Here is a 5,753-nt window from a genome sequence, read left to right as displayed (position 1 = left end):
TCGAACAGGATGCCGTCGATCCGCTCGATCCCGAGCCGGGCCAGCACGTCGGGGAGTTCGTCGTACACCGCGTGCACGAGCGTCGCGCGCTCGCCGAAGCCCGCGAGCCGGGCGCCGGAGCGTTCCAGGGCCGCGGTGGTCGCGGCGATGAGGGCGGCGGTGGCCGCGGTGAGGCAGGTAGCGCGATGCGGTTTGGCGGGAGGGCGTAGGCGGGGCACGCTCGTACTCCTGGATCTGGGCGGGTCGTTCGGTGGCCGGCGTCGCGGTGGGCTCAGCTCTTCGCGCACAACACACGGTCGAGGAGTTGCTGCGCGGCTGTCTCGGCGGGCAGGCCGTGTTCGTCGTCCTCGTAGGTGCCGTTGAGGACGACCACGACACTGCGGCTGCCGTCCTGGGTGACACCCGTGCGGACTTTGCTGCCCGGGAGATCGCCACCGTGTCCCCAGCGGAGACCGCCACAGGGAAGTGGTTGGCTCATCAGTCCCAGGCCGTCGCGCACGCCGGGCATGACCTGATCGAAGTCGGCCGGCATCGCGACGGTATCGAGCATGAGGGCGAGTTGGGCGGGTGGGAGCAGCCGACCACGGATCAGGGCGGTGAAGAAGTGGTTCACGTCGTCGTGGGTGCTGACCAGTTCGCCTGCGGCGTCGCCCCAGGACATCGAGCGGATCGTGGTGTCGAGCCAGAGCTTCTCGTCGGCGAAGCGGTGATAGGAGTGGGTGTAGGGGCCGGGCAGGGTGGGGTCGTCCTCGGGGGCATAGGTGCCGGTCAGGCCGAGCGGGCGGATGATCCGGTGCCGGACCTCGGTGCGCCACGATCGGCCCGTGACCCGTTCGATCACCATCCCGGTGAGGACGTAATTGGTGTTCGAGTACTCCCAGTTCGGCTCCGGATCGCCCGTTGAGGCGGGCGGGAAGCTCGGGGCGTGCGTCATCGCGTCGGCGACGAGCCGCCGTGCGTTCGTACGACGAAAACGCGCTGCCTCGAACCCGGCCGCGGTGTCGGCGGATTCCTCCGAGTAGTTGTGCAGCCCGCTGGTGTGTTGCAGCAGGTTGCGGATCGTGATCCGACTTCCCTCGTTGCCATTGCCCAGCACCACGCCCGGGAGCCACTTCTCCACCGAGTCGTCGAGCGAGAGGCGCCCCTCGGCGACCAGTTGCAGCGCGACGGTGGCCACGAGCGTCTTGGTCGCGCTGGCGATCCGCAGTTCGCCACCGGGAAGCACCGCCCGACCCGTGCGAAGATCCGCGACACCCGCATGCGCCTCGACCCGTCGGTTGCCGTCCCGGAGTTCGATCGCGGCGTTGACGTAGCCGCCCTCCCGCAGAACGCGCTCCACTTCACGCTGCAACTGTCGGCGCTGCGTGGGCTGTTGCCCGGCGGTCCCGGCGACGGCTGTCGAAGGCACCGCGACGAGCAGGCCGGCCAACGCGGCGATCACGGCATGCCGGCGCTTTCGACCAGGCCCGGTCGTCGTCGCCTGAGCGGGAGTATCTCCGATGGTCGGCATCGCACGCAGGGACACGGTGACTCCATGACGGCTCTCGACTCGCGCCGGCCGTTCGACCGACACGCGTCCAGCCTCGCGAGGACCGGGCAGCCCGACGATCGTGGTACCACCCGGAACACGGGTGGGGCTCACACCCTGGTCGAGGTGGACAGGCCAGGGCCGCATGGACGACGCCCTCGACGTCCTGTGGGAAACCGCTCCACACAGGCTTCGTTGAGCTGGTGCAGCGATCGCCGCGCGGTCTTCGCGTTACGGCCCGTCCGAGCGGCGACCCGCGGCGCGCGCAGGCCTTCCCGGCCCAGCGTGACGATCTGGGGCGGAGGATCGAGTCCGCCGGCGCGTGACGGGCCGCAGCCGGTGTCCGGATCTTTTTCTCCTCGTCCGCGTCGACGAGTTGACGGGTCATCGGAAACTTTGGCACGACACCCGCCCCGAGCAGCCGGAACAGCACTGTTTGAGCACTCTTACCCGCCCGAAGCGGAACTTGGCACCAGCGATGGTCGGACGTGCCGATCCTCCGGTGAACGGGTTGTGCACAGGCGCCGGGCAGGGGTTACTTCATGACGGCGCGCAGGGCGTTGCGCAGTTGGTCGCGGTGGGGTTGCAGAGCGCGGTCGAGTTGGGGGGCGAACGGCAGTACGGTGCCGTCCGGTCGGGTGATTCGCCGGGGCGGGGCGACAAGGCGCATCTCCTCGGCTGCGGTGGCGAGGACTTCGGCGCCGATGCCGCAGCTCCGGTTGGAGTCGTCGATGACGACGAGGCGTCCGGTGCGTTCCAGTGAGGCCGCCAGGGCTGCCCAGTCGAAGGGGTAGAGGGTGCGGGGGTCGAATACCTCGACGGAGATCTCCGGGGCGAGTTCCTCGGCGACGGCCAGTGCGTCGTGGACGAGGTGGCCGACGGCGACCACGGTGACGTCGGTGCCCCCGCGGTGGATGCGGGCCGAGCCGAGCGGGATCGGTGCGAGTTCCCAGGTGACGGTTTCGCGGATCGGCAGCGCGGCGGCGGGGGCGAAGACGACCACCGGGTCCGGGTCGCCGATCGCGGAGCGCAGGAGCCCGTAGGCGTCGGTAGGCGTGGCCGGCACGACGGTCTTCATGCCGGCATGGGCGAAGAGGCTGTAGGGGTGGTCGGAGTGCTGGCCGGCCCAGCCGTCCCTGGAGCCGGAGCCCGGGACGAGGCAGGTCAGCGGGACGCCGGCCTGACCACCCGTCATCAGGGAGAACTTGTGGGCCTGGTTGACGAGTTGCTCGAAGACGAGGAAGAGCAGCGAGGGGATCTGGAATTCGATCACCGGCCGCCGTCCGGTCAGGGCGGCGCCGATGGCCATGGCGGTGAAGGCCTGCTCGGAGAGCGGGGTGTCGACGATCCGGCCGGGGCCGAAGCGGTCGAGCAGGTTGAGGGTGGGGCCGGCCATGCCGGCGCCGATGTCCTCGCCGAAGACGCAGACCGCGGGGTCCTCGGCGAGGGCGTCGGTGAGCGCCCGGTTGAGCGCCTTGGTGTACGAGAGCCTCATGCCGTCGACCCCGCCCTCGGGCGCATCCCGTCGGCGTAGAGATGGTCCGAAGCCCCTTCCGGGTGCGGGTGGTCGGATGCCAGGGCGAACTGCTCCGCGACGGCCAGCTGTTCGGCGACCGAGGTGTCCAACTGCGCGGCGAGGCCGTGGGGCAGGAGTGCGGCGGCCCGCGGGAGGGGGTCGAGGCGGCGCCAGTCGGCGATCTCCTCCGGGGTGCGGTAGCGCAGCTTCATCAGCCGTTCCATGGTGTGATGCCCCTCGAAGCGGTAGGTGCGGCACTCGAGGAAGCCGGGACCGCCGCCGCCCGCGGCCCGTTCGACGGCCGCGGCGGCCGCCGCGCGGACGGCCTCGGTGTCCATCCCGTCCACCTCGGCGGCCGGGATCCCGAAGGCGGCGGCCCGGCCGCCGGCGCTGCCGGCCACTGCGGTGGCGGCCGGCAGCGTGGTGGCGTAGCCGTTGTTCTCGCAGACGAACAGCACCGGCAGCTGCCACATCGCGGCCAGGTTGAAGGACTCCAGCAGGACGCCCTGGTTGAGTGCGCCGTCGCCGAAGAAGGCGACGGCGACCCGGTCCTCGCCGGCCTGCCGGGCGGACCAGGCGGCGCCGACCGCGATCGGGACGCCGGCGCCGACCATGCCGTTGGCGCCCAGGATGCCGAGTGAGAAGTCGGCGGCGTGCATCGAGCCGCCCCGGCCCTTGTTCAACCCGGCGGTACGGCCGAGGAGTTCGGCCAGCAGCCGGTCCGGGGCCGCGCCCTTGGCGAGCACATGGCCGTGGCCCCGATGGGTGGAGGTGATCCGGTCCTGCGGGCGCAGTGCGGCGCAGACGCCGACGGCCACCGCCTCCTGCCCGATGTAGGGATGGATACCGCCGATGATCGCGCCGGACTTCACCAGGCCGAGCGCGAGTTCCTCGAAGCTGCGGATCAGCCGCAGCATCCGGTAGCGCGCGGCGGGGGAGCCGAGGAGGCCGTCGGAGTCGGGGTGGGAGGGGTCTGTCACAGGGTTTCCCGCCAGATGACCGGGCAGATTTGGGGGTCGGCGTAGTCGGGGCGGCCGTCGGGGGTGCGGCGGACCACCGCGTCGTGGTTGTACGAGGCGGGGGTGCCGTCCGGTCGGGTGGCGTGGCGGTACTGGTTGCCGCCGTCCTGAAGGTGCAGCGAGATGGACCGACGTGGGGTGTCGGCCAGGTTGGCTCCGCTGCCGTGGTAGGTGCGGCAGTGATGGAAGCTGACGTGCCCGCGCGGGATGACGACGGGGATCTTGCGCACCTGTTCGCGGTTGTGGCGCGCGTTGGCGGCGAGGATCGCATCCAGTTCGGAGCGGTCGCGCTGAGCGAAGTGCCGGGTGGCATCCTCCCCGGAGGGGAGTTCCTGCCAGCGGTTGCTGCCGTCGACCATGGTGATGGTGCCGTTCTCCACCCCGCAGTCGTCAAAGGGGATGAAGGCGGTCAGCATGTCGTCCGAGGACGAGGTGTGCCAGTAGTGCTTGTCGAAATGCCACGGCACGTGGTTGGAGGGCTCCTCGGGCACGGGCGGCTTGAGGATCAGGGTCGACTGGAAGACCCGGATCTCCTCGGTTCCGGCGAGCAGCGCGGCGACGGCGCCGACCAGGGGCTTGCGCAGGATCGCGGCGATCGCGTCGCTCTCGTAGTGCACGTAGTCGTTGTGCCGCTGGACCGGCCCGTGCGAGGGTTCCCAGGAGGCCAGGTTCGGCGGCCGGACGGCGAGGGTGCGGTCTCGGTGGCCTTCGTAGTACTTCTCGGTGGCCGCCTGGAGGGTGTCGAGTTCCTCGTCGGTGAACAGCCGGTTGGAGAGGTACCAGCCGTGCTCGCGGTAGCCGGCCACCTCCTCGGGCGTGGGCAGCACGGCGCGCTCGGCCTGGGTCAGGACGAACTCGGGAGCGGTGGTCATGGGGTGCTCCTCCTCGGAAGTCGGACGGGTCGGACGGACGCGTCGAACGGACGCGTCGAACGGACAGGTCGGACGGACGCGTCGGATGGACGGGTCGGGGCGGCGGGTCGGCCGGTGGGTCAGACGGAAGCGGCGGCGCGCTGGCGCTCTACGGCCTCGTAGAGGGCCTTGATGTTGGCGGTGCCGAAGGTGCCCGCGCCCTGGCGCTCGATCAGTTCCAGGAAGAAGGTCCGCCGGGGGTGGGTCGAGCGGGCGAAGATCTGGAACAGCAGGCCACCGTGGTCCTGGTCGACCAGGACGTCCAACTCGCGCAGCGTCTCCACCGGTATCGCGGTGCTGTCGAGGCGCTCGGCCAGGCCGTCGTAGTAGGTGCCAGGGGTGGAGAGGAACTCGATGCCGCGCGACCCGGCGGTACGGACGGCGGTGGCGATGTCGTCGGTGCGGAACGCCAAGTGCTGGACGCCCGCACCGTCGTGGTCGGCGAGGAAGGTGTCGATCTGGCCGGCCCGACGGCTGGTGTCCGGTTCGATCAGGGTGAAGGTGACGTCCGCGGAGGCGCTCTGCACCACGCTGGAGGCCATCGCCTGTTCGCCGACCTCGATGTACTCGCCGAAGATCCGGTGGAAGCCGAGGGCGGCCTCGCAGAACCGTACGGCGTCCGCGAGTTGCCCGGCGGGGACGCAGATGGCGGCGTGGTCGATGGCGTCCAGTAGTTCGCCGCCGGTGCGGGCCGGAGCGTCCTGCGGTGAGACGAACCGCAGCGCGGTGTCGCCGAAGCCGGCGATCAGCCCGCCGGCCCGGTCCAGGACCACGGCGCC

At 70.9% G+C, this 5,753-nt stretch carries 5 protein-coding genes and 1 pseudogene; all 6 read right to left on the bottom strand.

Translation table 11 applies throughout. The features are described 5' to 3' along the window. Positions 1–131 (bottom strand): annotated as a pseudogene (locus GT354_RS20260) (16S rRNA (cytosine(1402)-N(4))-methyltransferase); the annotation flags it as partial. A 140-nt stretch (positions 132–271) separates the two neighbouring features. Continuing rightward, positions 272–1,525, bottom strand: a complete 1,254-nt coding sequence (locus GT354_RS20255; RefSeq protein ID WP_346012097.1) for a serine hydrolase — start codon at positions 1,523–1,525, stop codon at positions 272–274. 538 nt (positions 1,526–2,063) lie between these two features. After that, complete coding sequence (locus tag GT354_RS20250) at positions 2,064–3,023, bottom strand: transketolase C-terminal domain-containing protein (RefSeq protein ID WP_161357715.1); 960 nt, start codon at positions 3,021–3,023, stop codon at positions 2,064–2,066. Next, on the bottom strand, positions 3,020–4,024 hold the full coding sequence (locus GT354_RS20245; protein ID WP_346012096.1) for a thiamine pyrophosphate-dependent dehydrogenase E1 component subunit alpha: 1,005 nt from the start codon (positions 4,022–4,024) through the stop codon (positions 3,020–3,022). Before GT354_RS20245 ends, GT354_RS20250 begins: the two co-directional genes overlap by 4 nt. Then, positions 4,021–4,935, bottom strand: coding sequence for a phytanoyl-CoA dioxygenase family protein (locus GT354_RS20240; protein WP_161357713.1), 915 nt, complete (start codon positions 4,933–4,935; stop codon positions 4,021–4,023). The genes GT354_RS20245 and GT354_RS20240 overlap by 4 nt, the downstream gene beginning before the upstream one ends. A 119-nt stretch (positions 4,936–5,054) precedes the next feature. Continuing rightward, positions 5,055–5,753, bottom strand: a 699-nt coding sequence (locus tag GT354_RS20235) for a VOC family protein (protein ID WP_161357711.1), incomplete at its 5' end; no start/stop codon positions are given.

The sequence above is a fragment of the Streptomyces sp. SID3343 genome (assembly GCF_009865215.1).
In the GTDB taxonomy this organism is placed as follows: domain Bacteria; phylum Actinomycetota; class Actinomycetes; order Streptomycetales; family Streptomycetaceae; genus Embleya.
The sequence above is the reverse complement of the archived record's forward strand: the minus strand, read 5'-3'. Positions and strand labels throughout refer to the sequence as shown.

Coding starts and splice junctions, on each gene's coding strand:
- GT354_RS20250 (WP_161357715.1), bottom strand. CDS start 3,023: ATGAGGCTCTCGTACACCAAGGCGCTCAACCGGGCGCTCACCGACGCC.
- GT354_RS20240 (WP_161357713.1), bottom strand. CDS start 4,935: ATGACCACCGCTCCCGAGTTCGTCCTGACCCAGGCCGAGCGCGCCGTG.